Source organism: Streptomyces sp. NPDC048623, assembly GCF_040650755.1.
Taxonomy (GTDB): Bacteria; Actinomycetota; Actinomycetes; order Streptomycetales; family Streptomycetaceae; genus Streptomyces.
Genome location: NZ_JBEZHV010000002.1, coordinates 1 through 16461 on the forward strand (window position 1 = coordinate 1; position 16461 = coordinate 16461).

The window sequence follows — 16461 nt, forward strand, 5'->3', positions numbered from 1 at the left end:
CGGACGACCGCTACTTCGTCTTCTTCAACCAGCCGAAGTCGCCCGAGGAGTCCATCCAGCTGCTCGGCGCGCCGCGGGTCCGTGGGACGGAGGGATTCCCCCCAGTCCACCCCTCCCCCAAACCCTGACGGGACCGGGGGCTCCGCCCCCGACCCCCCGTTGCGGCGGCTCCGCGCCGCAGGCCCCGGCCCGGCAGGTTCCGACGCGCGCTCCGCGCCGCGCAGACCGGAGGGCCGCACGGCGGGCCCCGCCCGGCGCCCCCCCCTGAACAGGACCGGGGCTGAGCCGACCCCCGGCGCGGCGGCCCCGCGCCGCAGAAACCAGAGGGCCGGATCGCGGGCCGGCCCGGCGACGCCCTCAACAGGGCCGGGGACTCCGTCCCCCGAACCTCGACGCCAGTCTCCGCGCCGCGGAGACTGGCGGGCCACACCGCAGACCCGAGCGCGGCAGCTCCGCGCCGCAGCAACCAGTGGACCGCACCCCGGGCCCCGGTCCGGAGGGCCGTGCCGCCGGGACCGCCGCACAGGCCCGTGGGCGCCGCACACTCCCCGCCCACACGCCGTGAGGCCCTCGCTGCCGCCGGCAGCGAGGGCCTCACATGCGTTCGTGCCGTCGGCTTCGGCTACTTCTCCGGCTTCGCCGGGGCGTCCGCCTCAGCCGGCTCCCCGGCCTCCGCCGACTCGGAGCCCGAGCCCGACTCCGACTCCGACTCCGACTCCTCAGCCGCCTCAGCAGCCACCGGCTCCTCAGCCGCAGGCTCCACCGGCTCCACCGGTGCAACCGACGTCTCCGCCTCGGCCTCCGGCGCCTCCGGCTCCTCAGCCGCAGGCTCCACCGGCGCCTCCGGGGCCTTCGTGATCACGACCTCCACCGACTCCCTCGCCGCCGGCACCGTCACGCCCTCCGCGTTCTCCGGGTGGTGGCACGCCACGCGCTGGCCCGGGCGGAGTTCCAGGAGCGGGGGCTCCTGGGTCTTGCAGACCTCCGTCGCCTTCCAGCAGCGGGTGTGGAAGCGGCAGCCCGGCGGCGGGGCGATCGGGGAGGGGACGTCGCCGGTCAGGAGGATGCGGTCGTTCTTCTGGCTGCGGCGGCGCGGGTCCGGGATCGGGACCGCGGACATCAGGGCGCGGGTGTACGGGTGCATCGGGGACTCGTACAGGGACTTGCGGTCCGCGAGCTCGACGACCTTGCCGAGGTACATGACCGCGATGCGGTCCGAGACGTGGCGGATGACCGACAGGTCGTGCGCGATGATCACGTACGTGAGGCCGAGCTCTTCCTGGAGGTCGTCCAGGAGGTTGACCACCTGCGCCTGGATGGAGACGTCCAGGGCCGAGACGGGCTCGTCCGCGACGACCAGCTTCGGCTTCAGGGCCAGGGCGCGCGCGATGCCGATGCGCTGGCGCTGGCCGCCGGAGAACTCGTGCGGGTAGCGGTTGTAGTGCTCGGGGTTGAGGCCGACCAGGCCGAGCAGGCGCTGGACCTCCTTCTTCACGCCGCCCTCGGGCTCCACGCCCTGGAGCTTGAAGGGGGCCGAGACGATCGAGCCGACCGTGTGGCGCGGGTTCAGCGAGCCGTACGGGTCCTGGAAGATCATCTGGATGTCGCGGCGCAGCGGACGCATCTTCGCCACCCCGAGGTGGGAGATGTCCGTGCCCTCGAACTCGATCTTCCCGCCCGTGGGCTCAAGGAGACGGGTGATCAGGCGGCCCATCGTCGACTTGCCGCAGCCGGACTCGCCGACGACGCCGAGGGTCTCACCGGGGTAGACCTCGAAGTCGATCCCGTCGACCGCCTTCACGGCGCCCGTCTGGCGCTGCAGCAGGCCCTTCCTGATGGGGAAGTGCTTCTGCAGGCCGGTGACCTTGAGCAGGGGCGCCTGCGAGGGCGAGGATTCCATGGTTTCGCTCACAGCTTCGGCGCAATCTCTTCGGTCCAGATCCGGGTCCGCTCCTCCTGCGACATGTGGCAGGCGGAGAAGTGCCGGCTACCGTCCTGGGACTCCGTCAGCTCGGGACGTACGGTCCGGCAGATGCCGCCCTCGGGGACCTCGGCGTACGGGCAGCGCGGGTTGAAGGCGCAGCCGCTCGGGACGTTGATGAGGCTGGGCGGGTTGCCCTTGACCGGGATGAGGCGGTCGGTCTGCTCGCGGTCGATGCGCGGCATGGAGCCGAGCAGTCCCCAGGTGTAGGGGTGCTGGGGCGCGTAGAAGACGTCCTCGGCCGTGCCGCGCTCCACGCACCGGCCGCCGTACATCACGAGGATGTCGTCGGCGATCTCGGCGACGACGCCGAGGTCGTGCGTGATGATGATGACCGCGGAGCCGAACTCCTTCTGCAGGTCCCGGATCAGGTCGAGGATCTGGGCCTGGACGGTGACGTCGAGCGCGGTGGTGGGCTCGTCCGCGATGAGCAGCTCGGGGTTGTTGACCAGGGCCATGGCGATCATGGCGCGCTGGCGCATACCGCCGGAGAACTCGTGCGGGTAGTTGTCGAAGCGCTTGGCGGGCTCGGGGATGCCGACCCGGTCGAGGAGTTCGACGGCCCGCTTGCGGGCGGTCTTCTTGTCGACCTGGTTGTGGACCCGGTAGGCCTCCACGATCTGGTGGCCGACGGTGTAGTACGGGTGCATCGCGGACAGCGGGTCCTGGAAGATCATCGCCATCTCGCGGCCGCGCATCCGGCGCACCTCGTCCGCGTTCGCGGTGAGCATCTCCCGGCCGTTGAGCCAGATCTCGCCGGAGATCCGGGCCTTCTGCCGGCCGTACTGGCCGACGGTGTGCAGGCCCATGATGCCGAGCGAGGTGACCGACTTGCCGGAGCCGGACTCGCCCACGATGCCGAGGGTCTTGCCCTTCTCCAGCTGGAAGGTGAGTCCGTCGACCGACTTGACCAGGCCGTCGTCGGTCGGGAAGTGGATCTTGAGGTCGCGGACGTCGAGGAAGGCGTCCGAGGGGGCGTCCCCCTTCAGGACCGGCTCTCCCACGGCGGCGCCGGTCTCCACCAGCTTGTCGGTCATGCGAGCCTCACTCGGGGGTCGATCACGGCGTACAGCAGGTCCACGAGGAGGTTCGCGAGGACGACGCAGGTGGCGGTGATGAGCGTGACGGCCATGATCAGCGGCAGGTCGCTCGTGCTCACCCCCTGGATGGCGAGGGCGCCGAGGCCGCGGAGGCTAAACGCCGTCTCGGTGAGGATCGCGCCGCCGACGAGGGCGCCGAGGTCCATGCCGAAGATGGTCAGGATCGGGGTCATGGTCGAGCGCATGGCGTGCTTGCCGAGCACGACCGGCTCCGACAGGCCCTTGGCCCGCGCGGTACGGATGTAGTCCTCGCCGAGGACCTCCAGCATCGTGGCGCGGGTGAGGCGGGCGTACATCGCCGCGTACAGGAAGGCGAGGGTCACCCACGGCAGGACCAGGCCGCCGAACCAGCCGCCGAAGGACTCGCTGATCGGCACGTACGTGGCGTCCACCCAGTGGAGCTGCGTACGGAAGACCAGCATCGCCAGCATGGCGGTGAAGAAGATGGGGAGCGAGACACCGCTGAGCGCGGTGAACATCGCGACCCGGTCGATCACCGTGCCCCGCTTGAGCGCGGAGATCACACCGGTGGAGATACCCATGAGCAGCCAGAGGATGGCGGCACCGATGACCATGGAGAGGGTCACGGGGAAGGCGTCGGCGAGCATCGTCGACACCTCCTGATCGCTACGGAACGAGTAGCCGAAGCACGGCGCCGCGCAGTGGAGGCTGCTGCCGCCGCCGACGTAGTCGCGGCCGACGAAGATGCCCGAGACGAAGTGCCAGAACTGCACCAGGATCGGATCGCCCAGGCCCAGCTTCTGACGGATGCCCTCGATCGAGGCCGGATCCGCCTGCTTGCCGACGAACATCGCGGCAGGGTCACTGCCGGTCATCTTGGGGATGAGGAAGAAGATGCTGAGCGTCACCAGGGTGACGACGAGCAGCATCATGACGACTGCGAAGAGCCGTCGGATTATGTATGCAAGCATGCGGTCGGCCGGTCGGCGGCCGGGGGATCCGATCGGATCCCCCGGCCGCCGCATACGGCCCTCACCTGCCCTTCGGACCTAGCGGCGGGTGCGCCGTTGGAGCGAGTTGGTTACGGACGGGGCCGGTTACTTCACGACGCCGAGCGACGCGTAGTCGTAGCGGCCGTTGTAGGCGTCGGCCGTGTAGACGTTGGTCAGTCGCGAAGAGCGCCAGATGATGTTCTTCTCGTGGGTGAAGGGCAGGTACACCGCGGCGTCCGAGACCTTCGTGTTGATCTGCTTGTAGAGCTCGCCGGCCTTGGTCGGGTCGGTCTCCTTCAGCGCCTGGTCGAACAGGCCGTTGATGGCCGGGTCGTTCAGCTCGGAGAAGTTGTTGTTACCGCTCTGCAGGATGAAGCGACCGTCCACGAGCGGCTGCAGGAAGCCCTGGCCCGACGGGAAGTCGGCGCCCCAGCCCATGATGATGATGCCGTAGCCCTTCTCCTTGACCACCTTCGGCGAACCGATGATGCCCGAGGTCTGGGCGCCGTCGAACTGGTCGATCTGGGCGTCGATGCCGACGGCCTTCAGCGACTGCTGCAGGGACTCGGCGGTGGCGATCTCGATCTTCTTGTTGTTGCGGACCGCGATCGTGGTCTTGAAGCCGTTCGGCTGGCCGCACTTCTTCAGCGCTTCCTTGGCCTTGGCGACGTCCGGCGTGCCGGCGAGCTTGCCGTACGGGTCGGCCTTCGGGTCGGCACCCTTGATCGCCGGCGGCAGCATGTTGGAGGCGATGTCGCCACCGGCCTGCGGGCCGCCACGGGCGGTCTGCAGGGACTTGGAGTCGGCCGCGTAGATGATGGCCTTGCGGCACTCGACGTTCGGGATCACCGTCTGCGGGAAGACCGCGTAACGGATGAAGCCGGTCTGCGGGTTGTCCGCGTTCTCCTTGTGCTGCTGGAGCACCTTCTGGCGGGCGGCGGCGCCGACACCCGTCGCGTTGAGGTCGAGGTCGTACTCGCCCTCGATGAGACGGTTGTCCATGTCGTCGGCGTTCGTGGTGAACGTGACGCTGATCTTGTCCGGCAGGGCCTTGCGGATGGTGTCCGACTTCTGGTCCCACTTGTCGTTGCGGACCAGCTTCATGGACTTGTTGGGGGTGTACGACTCCCACTTGTACGGGCCGGAGGAGAACGGCTTCAGGCCGTACTGGGCCTTGGTGTCCTTGTCCTGGCGGACCGGGGACGCGGCCGGCATGGCCAGCATCTGCAGGAAGTCACCGTTGGCGACCGGCAGCTTGAAGACGATCGTCTTGTCGTCCGGGGTCTCGATCGCCTTCAGGCCGAGCTTGTCCGCGGAGGTGTCCTTGTACGGACCCTTGTACTCGGACTTCGGGTCGAGGACCTGCTGGAGGTAGATCGGGCCGCCGGAGATGACGTCCTGGGCCCAGATGCGCTCGATGCCGTACTTGATGTCCTTGGAGGTGATCGGCTTGCCGTCCTCCCAGGTGACCCCGTCCTTCAGCGTGAAGGTGTAGGTCAGGCCGTCGGCCGAGACCTTGCCGGTGTCGGTGGCGAGGTCCGGGACCAGCTCGGTGGAGGCGGCGCCGGGCTCGGCCTTGAAGGAGACGAGCTGACGGGTGTAGTAGCGGGCGAAGTCCCACACGAAGCCGTAGTAACCGCGCTGCGGGTCCCACGAGTCGGCCTCCTGCGAGCCGATGAACTTCAGCTCGCCGCCCTTCTTGTCGGAGGCGCTGGCGACCTTGTTCACGGCGGCGTTGAAGCCGGCCGCGCCGGCCTTGCCGTTGCCGCTGTCGCCGCCCTTGCCGCCGCCACAGGCGGTGGTGACGACCATGGTGGCCGCGGCGAGCAGCGCACCCGCGGCGATTCTGCGCCTCTGGGAGCTGTTCAGAGTCATCGAGCAACCTCCGAAATATTGGCGGCCGTTGTCACGGTGGTCCGCCGTTGGGGGATGGCCTCCTGTCGACAGCGGCAGGGGCTGGTCTTGCGGTGAACGGCGTACGGTCAGCGGGAGCTCTTCGGGTCGAGGGCGTCACGGACGCCGTCGCCGAAGAGGTTGAACGCAAGCACGGTGATGAAGATCGCGAGGCCGGGGAAGATCATGAACAGCGGGTCGGACTCGTAGGTGGTGATCGCCGTCGAGAGCATCTGGCCCCAGGAGGCGGTGGGCGGCTTCACGCCCGCGCCCAGGAAGCTGAGGGCCGCCTCGGTCAGGATGTTGGTCGGGATCATCAGGGTCGCGTAGACCGTGATCGGGGCGATCAGGTTCGGCAGCAGCTCGCGGCGCAGGATGTAGAGGCGGCCGGCGCCCAGGCTCTGGGCGGCCTCGACGTACTCGCGGTTGCGCAGGCTGAGGGTCTGGCCGCGGACGATACGGCCCACGTACGGCCAGCCGAAGAAGCCGATCACGACCACCAGGGCCAGGATGCGCACGCCCGAACCGTCCAGGCCGAGCAGCGAGTTGGGGAGGACCGAGACCAGCGCGATGGTGAAGAGCAGCTGGGGGAAGGCCAGCATCACGTCCATGACCCGGCTGAGCGCCGCGTCGACCCAGCCGCCGAAGTAGCCGGCGATGATGCCGAGGATCGTGCCGAGCGCCACCGCGAACAGGGCGGCGGCGAAGGCGACGATCAGCGAGATCTGGGCGCCGTAGACGATCCGGCTGAACACGTCACGGCCGTTGACCGGCTCGACGCCGAGCAGGAAGTCGCCGCTGATGCCGCCCATGGAGCCGATCGGAGTGCCGAACAGCGGGTCGATCTGGTCCTCGTGGAACTCGTCCGGCGGGTGGCCGAGGAGGCCGACGATGACCGGGGCGAGGATCGCGACGAGGATCAGGAAGAGGACGACGAAGCCGCCGGTGAGGGCGAGCTTGTCCTTCTTGAGCCTGGCCCAGGCGATCTGCCAGGGGGAACGTCCCTCGATCGCCTTGGCGGGCGCGTCGGGCACGGCGTCGACGGCGACGGCCGGTTCGGCCGCATTCGTCTCGTGCAGTGGTGCCGTCATCGTGGTGAGGACCCCTCTCGGCCGTCGGGTCGCCGGCCCTTGCCCGCCGCGGGTAGCGGCTCGGTGGAACAACTGCTGGGCACCGGCCCTGACAGGGCCGAACGCCTGGTGTTCCGGGGAGTCTTCAATGGGTCCGCGAACCCCCGCCAGACCCCACGATGAATGTTTTCCTAAACGTGATGCGGTGCGTCGTCTTCCGTTATCCGGACGCCGGGAAGGTCTGAGCGGACCATCTCGGCCGCTATTCGACCAGATCGGACATCCGGCCCAACTGCTGTCGTGCGGGAGTGAATCGGGGCGACAGGAGAGGGGGCAGGAAGGGACTGTTCGGATTATTCGGGCGGATCAGTACGCGCCGCGGGGCGCGGCCGGGGGGTACCCGTAACCGGGAGCGGGCGGGGCCGCGGGGGCGGCGTGCGCGTCGCGGTCGTAGAACGGACGAGCGTGGGCGTACAGCCACAACGCGACCGGATCGTACGAGTCGGACATGGCCACGGTGGAGACCGGGAGTCCGTCCGGGACGGCGGCGACGGTCTGGTGCATCATCGCGCGCACGGCCTCGACGGACGCCGCCGAGGAGTCGTACAGATCGAGGCCGATCGCGAGGTACGGGGAGCCGAGCGCGGGCTGCACCCAGGCGCGCCGCAGCGAGCGGACGGCCGGGGTGCGGTGCGCGTTCTGCGTGAGCAGGGCGTAGAACTGCGGGATCTCCAGAGCCGGTTCCGAGAGCCGCAGCGGGCCCGCGGGCATCCGGTCCAGACCGGTGGCGATCCGGCGCAGATCGGCCCAGGGGATGCCGACGCCGCCGCCGGGGGCGTGCGGATTGAGCCAGATGCCCCAGCGGTCGGGGGAGAGGGCGCGGGCGATCTCCAGTCCCTGGACGACCTCGTGGGCGCGGGTCCAGCCGGAGGCGGCGAGTTCCTGGGCGGAGGTGACGCACGGCGCGTAGCCGTAGCCGTCGACCTCCATGTTTCCGTACTGGGCGTCGGGCGAGCCCGCGGTGCCCTGCCAGAGCAGCATCCGGACCTCGGAGCCGGCGAGGGCGCGCAGCAGCTGCTCGTAGGCGTCGTGGCGCCCGGGTGCCACCTGGCGCAGCATGTGCTCGACCTGTCCGGTCGCGGCGGTGCCTGACGCGCTCACCCTGGGTCCCGCCCCTCTTGTTGTACGGCTCACTTGAATGGGTTCAGCTGAATGAGTTCAGCTTAGACAGGGGGTCTGTCACACGGCGGCGCGCTGGAAGAAGGGGCGCACCTTCTCCAGCATCCAGTCGCCGACCGGGTCCTGTGCCACGTCGAGCAGGATCAGGTTGACCGGCCAGGCGACCTCGATCCGGCCGAGGGCGCGGCCGAGGGCGTCGAGCGGGGCGTTCAGGTCGGCCTCGGGGCCGGTGAGCTGGACGCCGACGAAGAGGGCGGGCTCGGTGCCCTCGACGCTGGCGAGGGCGCGGCGGGCGGTGGCGACGACGCCGGAGGCCTCGAACTCGGCGGAGGCGGCGGCGAGGAAGTCGACCGGGTCGTCCTGCCAGTCGGGCTCGAAGAGCCGCACCCGGCCACCGGTGGCGGGCCCGTCCAGGGCCGTGCGGCCGGCCCGGCAGAGCTCGGCGACGGCGGGCGGGGGCAGCGGGACGCCGACGGTGCCGCCGGGGTTCACGGCGATGCCGAGCTGCGGCGGCAGGCCGCGGGCGAAGTCGCGGGCGGGGGCGACGGTGTACGACATGTGTGCGCCGGCGATGGCGAGGAACTCCCGCTCGGAGCTGAAGACGGGCACGTAGGCGGCGCCGTCGATCTCCATGGTGGGCAGGTCGAGGTCGGCGCTGTCGGGCCCGCCGCCGTTGGGCAGCGGCACCCAGACGGGGCTGCGGCCGAGGACCTCGACCAGGCGTCCGCCGGCGGAGGGGTTGCCGAGGGAGGCGGCCAGTACTTCCTCGAGCTCATTGCCCGGCCACGTCACGTCCACGGTTCTCCTCGTCCCCTTCCCCGGTCACGGTGCGCCTCAGCACCCTAATGGCGCCAAGCGGCGGTTGTGACCGAAAAAGGTGCGGAGTGCGTCACGGTCCGTCGCGGAAGGCGATCTTCCGCAGGGCGTCGGCGGCGTCCCGGTCGAGCAGGGTGACCGAGGCGCAGCCCGGGGGCAGGGCGCCGGCCTCGGCGGTGCGGACCAGCCGGGCGACGGCGCGCCGGTGGCGGGCGAAGGCGTACGGGGAGACGCCGCGGCCGCGGTCGCGCTGGCCCGACCGGGCCGTGTCCGGGTCGACGTCGAGCAGGATCAGGTGCAGGGCGGCGCCGCGCCGGCGGGCCGCGCGGGCGAGCCAGCCGCGCACCCAGGACTGGGTGCCGCAGTCGTGGACGATCACCCCGGCGCCGGTGCGCAGGGCGCGGCGCAGGCCCGCGTAGTGCGCGAGGCGGGCGAACGGGCGGTAGAGCGCGTACGGCAGGAAGCGGGGCAGCCGGGCCTCCCAGCGCTCCCGGGTGTCCTGGGAGTCGACGGCGCGGCCCTCGGCGGCCCGGGCCATGAGGGTGGACTTCCCGGCGCCGGGCAGTCCGGAGACCACGACGACGTCCCCGGCGGCGAAGGTGAGCGCGCGGGGGCTGCGGCCGCCGCGCTCGCGCAGGTCGCGCAGCAGCCGCGCACGGCGCCTGCTGCGGGCCCGCTCGCGGACGCGGGCCCGGGCGACCGCCCGCTGGGCCGGTATTCCGGCGTTCGTCGCCGTGGCCGGAACACCGGTGTGCCGGATCGTCATCGCTTCTCCCCCATCTGTCCCAGTCGGGTCCGCGGACCGGCGGGCCTGCGGACCACCGGGCCTGCCGACTGCCGGGTGTCTGCGGACCCCTGCCCACGAAGTGTAAAGAGACGGTAATGAGGCACAAGCGATTTGCCGCGCGGATCGGCCGTGCAATGATGAGCGCGCCACGCGCTCGCACGAGCGCGCACAACCGCATACCGGCCGCTCGAATCCGCGCGGGAGAGTTCCGGGTCCAGCCGGCGCAGTCGCGCCGCCTGCCCGGGCGCCGAAGGAGCAAGTACCTCCCTTGAATCTCTCAGGCCCCGTACCGCGTGGATGAGGCAGATCTGAAAAGCGGGTCGCACCGTCGCGTCCCCACCCAAGGTGCAAGCCGATCTCTCGGCGCCGATCACTCGGTGACGAGATGCTCTCGGTGAACCTCTCAGGTTCCATGACAGATGGGGAGGATCGTCCTCACCGTCATGTATGTCGTGCCCCGCACGCCTGGGACCCGGGAGCCACCCCATGAGCACTGCCCCCCGTCTGACCGCCCTCGATGCCCTGCATCGTTCGCTGGGCGCGACCATGACCGACTTCGCCGGCTGGGACATGCCGCTGCGGTACGGCAGCGAGCGCGACGAGCACAACGCCGTGCGCACCAAGGCCGGTCTCTTCGACCTCTCCCACATGGGCGAGATCACCGTCACCGGCCCGCAGGCCGTGGAGCTCCTCGACTACGCCCTGGTCGGCAACATCTCGACCGTCGGCAACGGCCGCGCCCGCTACACGATGATCTGCCAGGAGGACGGCGGCATCATCGACGACCTGATCGTCTACCGCCTCGGCGAGACGGAGGCTGGGTCTTCTGAATACATGGTCGTCGCCAACGCCTCCAACGCCCAGGTCGTCCTGGACGCCCTGGTGGCCCGCGCCGAGGGCTTCGACGCCGAGGTGCGCGACGACCGCGACGCGTACGCCCTGATCGCCGTGCAGGGCCCCGAGTCCCCCGGCATCCTGAAGTCCCTCACCGACGCCGACCTGGACGGTCTGAAGTACTACGCCGGCCTGCCGGGCACCGTCGCGGGCGTGCCCGCGCTCATCGCCCGTACCGGCTACACCGGCGAGGACGGCTTCGAGCTGTTCCTGAAGCCCGAGCACGCCGAGGGCGTGTGGCAGGCGCTGACCGAGGCGGGCGCGGGCGTCGGCCTGATCCCGTGCGGTCTGTCCTGCCGCGACACGCTGCGCCTTGAGGCGGGCATGCCGCTGTACGGGCACGAGCTGAACACCTCGCTCACCCCCTTCGACGCCGGTCTCGGCCGCGTCGTGAAGTTCGAGAAGACCACGAACGAGGGCCGCTTCGTCGGCCGCGAGGCCCTGGAGAAGGCCGCCGAGCGCGCCGAGACCGCCCCGCCGCGCAAGCTGGTCGGCCTGGTCGCCGAGGGCCGCCGCGTCCCGCGCGCCGGCATGTCGGTCGTCGCGAACGGCGAGGTCATCGGCGAGATCACCTCCGGCGCCCCGTCCCCGACGCTGGCCAAGCCGATCGCCATGGCGTACGTGGACGCGGCCTTCGCCGAGCCCGGCACCGAGGGTGTCGGCGTCGACATCCGCGGCACGCACGAGCCGTACGCGGTCGTGGCGCTGCCGTTCTACAAGCGCCAGAAGTGAGGATGGGGCGACAGCCCCGCCCGTTCGCGGCTCCGCCCGCTCGGAACGTGACGCATTCGTCTCAGTCCGCGTCTCACCCCGTAAGACCCCCGTACATCCGCACTCCCCGCATCCAGGAGAATCAGGTCATGAGCAACCCGCAGAACCTTCGCTACAGCAAGGAGCACGAGTGGCTGTCGGGCGCCGAGGACGGCGTCGCGACGGTCGGCATCACCGAGCACGCGGCGAACGCGCTCGGCGACATCGTCTTCGTGCAGCTCCCGGAGGTCGGTGACACGGTGACCGCGGGCGAGGCCTGCGGCGAGCTGGAGTCCACCAAGTCCGTCAGCGAGCTGTACGCCCCCGTGACCGGCGAGGTCGTCGAGGCCAACGAGGACGTCGTGAACGACCCGGAGCTGGTGAACAAGCACCCGTTCGAGGGTGGCTGGCTGTTCAAGGTGCGCATCGCCGAGGAGCCGGGCGACCTGCTCTCCGCCGACGAGTACACCGCCTTCACCGCAGGCTGATTCACCGCAGGCTGACCGAGACCCCCTAGGGATCGCTTCATGTCGCTTCTGAACACTCCCCTCCACGAGCTGGACCCGGACGTCGCCGCCGCCGTCGACGCCGAGCTCCGCCGCCAGCAGTCCACCCTCGAGATGATCGCCTCGGAGAACTTCGCTCCGGTCGCGGTCATGGAGGCCCAGGGCTCCGTCCTCACCAACAAGTACGCCGAGGGCTACCCGGGCCGCCGCTACTACGGCGGCTGCGAGCACGTCGACGTGGCCGAGCAGATCGCGATCGACCGGATCAAGGACCTGTTCGGCGCCGAGTACGCCAACGTGCAGCCGCACTCCGGCGCCTCCGCCAACCAGGCCGCGCTGTTCGCGATCGCCCAGCCCGGCGACACGATCCTGGGTCTCGACCTGGCGCACGGCGGCCACCTCACCCACGGCATGCGCCTGAACTTCTCGGGCAAGCAGTTCAACGTGGTCGCGTACCACGTGGACGAGAACGGCCTGGTCGACATGGCCGAGGTCGAGCGCCTCGCCAAGGAGCACCGCCCGAAGGTGATCATCGCCGGCTGGTCGGCGTACCCGCGTCAGCTCGACTTCGCCGAGTTCCGCCGGATCGCCGACGAGGTCGAGGCGTACCTGTGGGTCGACATGGCCCACTTCGCGGGCCTGGTCGCGGCGGGTCTGCACCCGAACCCGGTCGAGTACGCGGACGTGGTGACCTCCACCACGCACAAGACGCTCGGCGGCCCGCGCGGCGGCATCATCCTGGCGAAGAAGGAGTTCGCGAAGAAGCTGAACTCCTCGGTCTTCCCCGGCTTCCAGGGCGGCCCGCTGGAGCACGTGATCGCGGCCAAGGCGGTCTCCTTCAAGGTCGCGGCCTCGGAGGAGTTCAAGGAGCGCCAGCAGCGCACCCTGGACGGCGCCCGGATCATCGCCGAGCGCCTGGTGCGGGACGACGTCAAGGAGCACGGCGTGTCCGTGCTGTCCGGCGGCACCGACGTGCACCTGCTCCTGGTCGACCTGCGCGACAGCGAGCTGGACGGCCAGCAGGCCGAGGACCGCCTCCACGAGGTGGGCATCACGGTCAACCGGAACGCCGTTCCGAACGACCCGCGCCCGCCGATGGTCACCTCCGGTCTGCGCATCGGCACGCCGGCCCTCGCCACCCGCGGCTTCACGGCCGAGGACTTCCGCGAGGTCGCCGACATCATCGCCGAGACCCTGAAGCCCGGCTTCGACGCCGAGGCACTGAAGGCCCGGGTGACGGCGCTCGCCGACAAGCACCCGCTGTACCCCGGCCTGAAGTAATTTCGTACCCTTTTGTTCGTACGAAGCTCCGGGGCACCGCGCACACTGGACAGTGAGCGCGGTGCCCCACCGCTTTTCCGCCCTCCCCGCCCTGCCCCGCTCTTCCTGCTTGTTCTGCACCACCCCGGCAGACAACGGCGTCTAGCCCCACAAGGAGTCCCCCGTGGCCATCTCGGTCTTCGACCTGTTCTCGATCGGCATCGGGCCGTCGAGCTCCCACACGGTGGGCCCCATGCGCGCGGCCCGGATGTTCGCCCGCCGGCTGAAGAACGAGGGGCTGCTCGCCCACACCGCGACGATACGGGCGGAGCTGTACGGCTCCCTCGGCGCCACCGGCCACGGCCACGGCACCCCGAAGGCGGTGCTGCTCGGTCTTGAGGGGAACTCGCCGCGCACGGTGGACGTGGAGAGCGCGGACGACGAGGTCGAGCGGATCAAGGCGAGCGGGCGGATCTTCCTGCTCGGCGCGCACGAGATCCCGTTCTCCTTCGACGACGACCTGATCCTGCACCGCCGCAAGGCGCTGCCGTACCACGCGAACGGCATGACGGTCTTCGCGTACGACGCCGAGGGCGCGCTGCTCCTGGAGAAGACGTACTACTCGGTCGGCGGCGGCTTCGTCGTGGACGAGGACGCGGTCGCGGGCGAGAACCCGATCATCCCGGACGACACGGTCCTGAAGTACCCCTTCCGCACCGGCGACGACCTGCTCCGCCTCACCAAGGAGACGGGCCTGTCCATCTCGTCCCTGATGCTGGAGAACGAGAAGGCCTGGCGCACCGAGGAGGAGATCCGGGCCGGCCTCCTGGAGATCTGGCGGGTCATGCAGGCCTGCGTCTCGCGCGGCCTGTCCCGCGAGGGCATCCTGCCGGGCGGCCTCAAGGTCCGCCGCCGCGCCGCGACCTCGGCCCGCAAGCTGCGCTCCGAGGGCGACCCGGCCGCGCACGCGATGGAGTGGATCACTCTGTACGCGATGGCCGTGAACGAGGAGAACGCGGCGGGCGGCCGCGTGGTCACCGCCCCGACGAACGGCGCGGCCGGCATCATCCCGGCGGTCCTGCACTACTACATGAACTTCGTGCCGGGCGCCGACGAGGACGGCGTGGTCCGCTTCCTCCTCGCCGCCGGCGCCATCGGCATGCTCTTCAAGGAGAACGCCTCCATCTCCGGCGCCGAGGTCGGCTGCCAGGGCGAGGTCGGCTCCGCCTGCTCCATGGCGGCCGGCGCCTTCGCCGAGGTCCTCGGCGGCTCCCCCGAGCAGGTGGAGAACGCCGCCGAGATCGGCATGGAGCACAACCTGGGCCTGACCTGCGACCCGGTCGGCGGCCTGGTCCAGATCCCGTGCATCGAACGCAACGGCATGGCGGCGGTGAAGGCCGTCACGGCGGCGAAGATGTCGATGCGCGGCGACGGCAGCCACCTGGTCTCCCTCGACAAGGTCATCAAGACCATGAAGGAGACGGGCGCGGACATGAGCGTGAAGTACAAGGAGACCGCGCGCGGCGGTCTCGCGGTGAACATCATCGAGTGCTGACGTTCCGGGCCCTGAACAGCGCGCTTACGTCTTTCAGCGCGGTCGTGGCCTTGCGTGTCTACTCAGCGGAATATCTCTGGAGTGTCCCTGGGACAGATGCGAGAAGTCCCTGAAAGCCCCTGGCGGATCCCTCGTCGAACACGAGACTCAATGCCGAATCAAGGTCACGCGCGAGGGTGACCCCCACTGTCGACTCCCACAGCACCTGCATGCGCTTGCCGGCCTGATATATCTGCGCAAACACGACACGTTCGCACTGCCCGTCAGTGAGCCTCTTTCATCCTGAATAGCTGCAGGTCAGCAGCGCGTGGACAGCCTGGACGATGGTGCCGATGCGGCGGGTGGAGCATCTGGCTCGCCGGAGCAGCCGCCAGGCTTTCAACTGGGTGAAGGCGCGTTCGCCGGGGGCTCGCAGCCGGGCGTGGTTGCGGTTGAACTGCTGGTAGTGCTCGGGCTGTTCGCGGTGGTGGTGGTACGGGGTTCGGAAGGTGGCGCCGGCGCCCTGGTAGGCGCGGTCCGCGAGGACGAGGATCTGCCGGGTCAGGCAGGCCTGGACGATGCCATGGGCGCGGGCCGCGGTCAGGTCGTGGGTGCGACCGGGCGTCGCGCGGGAGAAGCACAGCGGTGTGCCATCGGGACGGGCGATGACCTGCACGTTCATGCCGTGCTTGCGGTGCTTTTGCGAGTAGTACGGTTCGTCCGCGCGGATCCGGTCGATGGGGATCAGGGTGCCGTCAACGATGACGTGGTCGCCCTCGCCCAGACCGACCAGAGCTTCATTCAGCCCCGGCGCCCAGGCCGCGAGGACGTCCAGGGTCTCGTCCACGTACCGCCAGGCAGTGGCCTGGGATATCCCGAAACCGGCTCCGAGTCGAGCGCACGTCTCGTTCTTGCGCAGGTGGACGAGGGTGAGCAACGCCTGCTGGAAGCAGCCGAGCTTGCGCCAGCGGGTGTTGCGGGTCCGGCGATCCTCGTACAGCAGCCAGGAAAACATGCTCGACGAGCTCGTGCGGGACGTCGAGCGTGGCAGGATCCTGCGCGCCGACCGGCTCGCCGAGACAGCTCTGGAAGCCGCCGGGCACCAGCACACCAGCCTGCCCGGGGAGAAGCTGACCGCCCAGATGATGCACACCCTGGCAGGAAAGGTCTTGGCCCTCAACCAGCAGGTCGCCGAGATCGACAAGGCGATCGAGACCCGGTTTCGCGAGAATCAGGACTTCGAAGTGATCACCAGCATGCCGGGCGTGGGCGTGATCCTCGGCGCCGCGTTCCTGGCCGCCACCGGTGGCGACATGAGCGCCTTCGGCACGGCAGACCGCCTCGCAGGCTTCGGCAGCGTCGCACCCGTTCCACGTGACTCTGGCAAGATCAGCGGCAACCTTCGCCGGCCACGACGCTACAACCGCAGATTCCAACGTGTCTTCTACATCTCTGCGTTGTTCAGCATCCGCCACTGCGAGGAGTCCCGTCGGTTTTACGAACGCAAGCGAGCCGAGGGCAAGCGCCACATTCAGGCCGTCCTCGCTCTTGCCCGCCGCCGCGTCAACGTCCTCTGGGCCCTCCTCCGCGACGGACGAACCTACGAACTCGAGCCGCCCGCCGCACTCGCGGCTTGACAGACCGCATTAGGAATCAGTGAAACCGAGCATCCTCCTCCTTGTGCTCTCCGCGACTCCCCGACGACAGCCGGGTAGCCGCTGAGAACACAGGAGAGATT

General features: G+C 69.8%; 12 protein-coding genes, 2 pseudogenes and 1 riboswitch. Of the genes and pseudogenes, 5 read left to right on the plus strand and 9 right to left on the minus strand.

Annotated elements, in window-relative coordinates; genetic code table 11:
• Nucleotides 1–622: 622 nt before the first annotated feature.
• The 8 genes from AB0C73_RS03090 to AB0C73_RS03125 all read right to left on the minus strand — a co-directional run bounded on the left by AB0C73_RS03090 (nt 623) and on the right by AB0C73_RS03125 (nt 9758).
• The gene (locus tag AB0C73_RS03090; RefSeq protein WP_362523895.1) at nt 623–1900 is read right to left on the minus strand and encodes a dipeptide ABC transporter ATP-binding protein; all 1278 of its coding nucleotides are present in this window, start codon (nt 1898–1900) and stop codon (nt 623–625) included.
• Nucleotides 1901–1908: 8 nt separating this feature from the next.
• Complete coding sequence (locus AB0C73_RS03095) at nt 1909–3018, minus strand: ABC transporter ATP-binding protein (RefSeq protein WP_362523897.1); 1110 nt, start codon at nt 3016–3018, stop codon at nt 1909–1911.
• A complete protein-coding gene (locus AB0C73_RS03100) occupies nt 3015–4013 on the minus strand; it encodes an ABC transporter permease (protein ID WP_362523899.1) in 999 nt (332 codons plus the stop codon). The genes AB0C73_RS03095 and AB0C73_RS03100 overlap by 4 nt, the downstream gene beginning before the upstream one ends.
• Nucleotides 4014–4139: 126 nt before the next feature.
• A complete protein-coding gene (locus AB0C73_RS03105; RefSeq protein ID WP_362523901.1) occupies nt 4140–5909 on the minus strand; it encodes an ABC transporter substrate-binding protein in 1770 nt (589 codons plus the stop codon).
• A 107-nt stretch (nt 5910–6016) separates the two neighbouring features.
• Nucleotides 6017–7018: an ABC transporter permease gene (locus AB0C73_RS03110; protein ID WP_362523903.1), complete on the minus strand. Its 1002-nt coding sequence runs from the start codon at nt 7016–7018 to the stop codon at nt 6017–6019.
• A gap of 345 nt (nt 7019–7363) precedes the next feature.
• Nucleotides 7364–8158, minus strand: a complete 795-nt coding sequence (locus AB0C73_RS03115) for an enhanced serine sensitivity protein SseB C-terminal domain-containing protein (RefSeq protein ID WP_362523905.1) — start codon at nt 8156–8158, stop codon at nt 7364–7366.
• A gap of 78 nt (nt 8159–8236) precedes the next feature.
• Nucleotides 8237–8974: an enhanced serine sensitivity protein SseB gene (locus tag AB0C73_RS03120; protein ID WP_362523906.1), complete on the minus strand. Its 738-nt coding sequence runs from the start codon at nt 8972–8974 to the stop codon at nt 8237–8239.
• Nucleotides 8975–9065: 91 nt separating this feature from the next.
• Nucleotides 9066–9758: an AAA family ATPase gene (locus tag AB0C73_RS03125; RefSeq protein ID WP_362523907.1), complete on the minus strand. Its 693-nt coding sequence runs from the start codon at nt 9756–9758 to the stop codon at nt 9066–9068.
• 209 nt (nt 9759–9967) lie between these two features.
• A riboswitch (glycine riboswitch) is annotated at nt 9968–10081 on the plus strand.
• A 184-nt stretch (nt 10082–10265) separates the two neighbouring features.
• Between AB0C73_RS03125 and gcvT the strand changes: the two genes are divergently transcribed.
• The 4 genes from gcvT (at nt 10266) to AB0C73_RS03145 (ending at nt 14744) form a co-directional block, all read left to right on the plus strand.
• A complete protein-coding gene (gene gcvT, locus AB0C73_RS03130) occupies nt 10266–11405 on the plus strand; it encodes a glycine cleavage system aminomethyltransferase GcvT (protein ID WP_362523908.1) in 1140 nt (379 codons plus the stop codon).
• A gap of 128 nt (nt 11406–11533) precedes the next feature.
• Entirely contained in the window at nt 11534–11911 is a 378-nt protein-coding gene (gene gcvH / locus AB0C73_RS03135; protein WP_362523910.1) for a glycine cleavage system protein GcvH, read from the plus strand.
• Nucleotides 11912–11950: 39 nt separating this feature from the next.
• Nucleotides 11951–13210, plus strand: a complete 1260-nt coding sequence (gene glyA, locus AB0C73_RS03140) for a serine hydroxymethyltransferase (RefSeq protein WP_362523912.1) — start codon at nt 11951–11953, stop codon at nt 13208–13210.
• A 163-nt stretch (nt 13211–13373) separates the two neighbouring features.
• Entirely contained in the window at nt 13374–14744 is a 1371-nt protein-coding gene (locus AB0C73_RS03145; RefSeq protein WP_362523914.1) for an L-serine ammonia-lyase, read from the plus strand.
• Between the two features lie 277 nt (nt 14745–15021).
• Here AB0C73_RS03145 and AB0C73_RS03150 read toward each other — a convergent pair.
• Nucleotides 15022–15829, minus strand: a pseudogene (locus AB0C73_RS03150) (IS5 family transposase).
• Here AB0C73_RS03150 and AB0C73_RS03155 point away from each other — a divergent pair.
• Nucleotides 15785–16360 (plus strand): annotated as a pseudogene (locus tag AB0C73_RS03155) (transposase); the annotation flags it as partial. The pseudogenes AB0C73_RS03150 and AB0C73_RS03155 overlap by 45 nt on opposite strands.
• Between the last annotated feature and the right edge of the window lie 101 nt (nt 16361–16461).